At 64.3% G+C, this 2541-nt stretch carries 4 protein-coding genes; all 4 read right to left on the bottom strand.

Annotation, left to right across the window (positions count from 1 at the left end):
• A partial coding sequence (locus VFH65_RS10690) for a DUF222 domain-containing protein (RefSeq protein ID WP_353321307.1) occupies positions 1-470 on the bottom strand: 470 nt, incomplete at its 3' end.
• A gap of 115 nt (positions 471-585) precedes the next feature.
• Positions 586-981: a hypothetical protein gene (locus tag VFH65_RS10685; protein WP_414688395.1), complete on the bottom strand. Its 396-nt coding sequence runs from the start codon at positions 979-981 to the stop codon at positions 586-588.
• Positions 982-1003: 22 nt separating this feature from the next.
• Positions 1004-1639: a class I SAM-dependent methyltransferase gene (locus VFH65_RS10680; protein ID WP_353321306.1), complete on the bottom strand. Its 636-nt coding sequence runs from the start codon at positions 1637-1639 to the stop codon at positions 1004-1006.
• Positions 1614-2541: PE-PPE domain-containing protein (locus tag VFH65_RS10675; RefSeq protein WP_353321305.1), on the bottom strand; the 928-nt coding region annotated here is incomplete at its 5' end. The genes VFH65_RS10680 and VFH65_RS10675, both read right to left, overlap by 26 nt.

The raw sequence follows: 2541 nt of genomic DNA, 5'->3' as shown, positions 1-2541 counted from the left end.
GTCGGACGAGAATCAGGATCACCTTCGTGTTCGGGTTTGGGTTGGGGTCGCGGTTCCAGCTTGAGCGCGGTGCGCAACTGATTGACCGTCGCCACCGCGGCCAACTCCGCGTAATGCTCATCAGATCCGGTGCCGGCGCGCGCCGCGATCTCCCCGACCTGATCCAACGACAACCGACCCTCCCGCATCCCCGCCGCGCAGCGGGGAAACTCCTGCAGTCGGTGCGCGACGGTGGCGATCGTCTGCGCATTCACCGATGAGATGCCCAGCTTCCAGGCCACCAACGCCGCCACCGAGCGCGCGCCGGTCATACCGCACAACTCATCGCGCTCGATCTCGGCAACGATCTCCACAATGCGCCCATCAATCGCATTGCGCTGCCCGGCCAACTCCGACAACTCCCCGAACAACACCTCAAGACGATCACACGGCTTCACCACCGCGGTGTCAGAAGATGCCGTCGAGGACATAACGACATCAAAGCACCCAGGTACGACAAAATTCGGCCACCTAACCAGGGATTCGTCGACTGAAACCAAAGTGACACAAGTGAATTCACTGACGGGCCGAGCCCGCGGATTGTCGTCAGCCGACGGTTGTCAAGGTGACGTGGTGGAGCGCGACAGCGACATCACTGGACAGGACGTCCATGAACGTGGGTACGTCGCGTACTGCCTCGCCGCTGGCGATGATGTGGCCGGGATAGTTAGGGGCGCACAAGTAGTTGTTGCACCGCAGCCAGAAGCCGGGGGGGCTCAGATACGGATACATGCTCGGTGACTGGTCGACGCGGTACCTGCCCGGCGGGATGTAGGCAGTCACCCACCCCTCGCCTTGCGTCGGGTCGACGCCGAAGACGCCGTTGCTCCCATAGCTACCTGCATGCGATGGGGCAGACGTGGCCAGCGCGGTCACTGCCAGCGCTGCGCAGGCCGCGAGTGTCGCCAGCTCGCGGGGGCCATGCCGTAGCCCGCTGTTCACACTGGTCACTGTATCGGGTGGCTCAGGCCGCGGTGGCCGAATCGTTGACCCACCGCAGCAGGTAGCGGTAGTACAGCGCCCGCCGCACCGAGGCACCGGGCAGCACCTCGAAGGCCACTCGACGAATCTCGTCGAGACCTTCACGCGGATCGCTGACGACAACGCCGACATCACGCGTTTCCGAATGCCACCAGGATCCGACCCGAGCCGCCGGCACGCACATCACCGCCCAAACCCAGTCGCGCACACTCTTGTTGGCCGTACAGCCGACCACCGCAATCTCGCCCGTAGGTGTCAACAGGTCTCGTGCCTTCACTAGCGACGCGCGCAGGTCCATGTGATGAAGGCTCGCGACGAACGTGATGAGGTCGAATTTGCGTTCCGACGCGAAGGTCTCGAACGCCTCGTGGGATATCCCGACATGCTCGTGCGCTGCCAGTCGGTGGGCGGCGCGTTGCACGGCGCCGGCGTCGGGATCGATCGCCGTCACCGACCGTGACACCGGGGCGAGTCGCTGAGCGAGCAGCCCGTCGCCACAGCCCACGTCCAGAACATCACCGCGGTGTTGTGCGGCGATGTCGATCAACCAGTCGTGGTAGGCGGTGTTGTGGTTCCAATAGTCGCGCCGGTCTCTAGGCGGCTGCGCCATCCGCTTCATCGGCCTCGTCGTTGTCCGTCTCGTCGGCAGCAGGCTTGGGGTCAGCGGGCTTGGGGTCGCCCGCCTCTGGCTGCGCGGACTCGCTCGGTTCTTCGGTCGCCGAGTTCTCCGGTGTTTCAAGGGCTTCCGGGTCCGCCACCGTAGTGCTGCCCATCTCCAGTGACCCCGGAACGGCCTTGTCGCTGTCCCGCACCACGTTCGTCAAAGGCTTCGACTCTTCGTCGGCAGGGGCTTCTTCGACGACTGTGGTCGTTGACGTCGATGGCTCCGGCGACGTGACATTCGTGATGCCCTCCTGGATCGCCCCGGGGATCTTCGCTGCTGTGGCGACGAGCTCATTCGCCGACGGCAACAGCCGGGCCGGTCGGTACTGGCTCGGATCGGCAGGGATCGGATTGCCGTTGTAGTAGGCGGAATCGACGAGGGCTTTCAGCAGCGGTTCGGTGAGATCGGCGATCAGATCACCGAACGGCACGACGTCACGAATCAGATTGGCGAGGGGCAACCCGTCGCTCGTGTACGTGACGTATGTGGTGTTGTCCCGCTTCGTCACAAAGGCGGCGACGCGGTCACCTGGCGGCACCGGGCCGCATTGCGCATCGGGACACGCCAGCACGACGTTGTTCTCGGTGATGCCGCATGTGTTGGCACCGCCGCAGGTCACATTCGGCTGACCGTTCACGTCGACGGGAAGATTCAGCTCGGCCTGGTTCAGGTGCCGATACAAGTAGCCGACGAGGGAGTTGACGGCGGCCAGGACGTTCCACACGTCGGCGGGCGCGTTCGAGTTGTAGTCGTACTCGTATGCGATTTCGACCACGCCGGCGGCGTTGTTCACGCTCGGCGTAGGGAACGGGTTGACCCCGATAAGCGCAAACCACGGATACCGGGTGACGAAGCCG

The organism is Mycobacterium sp., assembly GCF_035697385.1.
In the GTDB taxonomy this organism is placed as follows: Bacteria; Actinomycetota; Actinomycetes; order Mycobacteriales; family Mycobacteriaceae; genus Mycobacterium.
The sequence above is the reverse complement of the archived record's forward strand: the minus strand, read 5'-3'. Positions and strand labels throughout refer to the sequence as shown.

What these genes read in the sequence shown, in the direction of transcription:
- VFH65_RS10680 (WP_353321306.1), bottom strand. Translation starts at nt 1,639, where the DNA reads ATGAAGCGGATGGCGCAGCCGCCTAGAGACCGGCGCGACTATTGGAAC.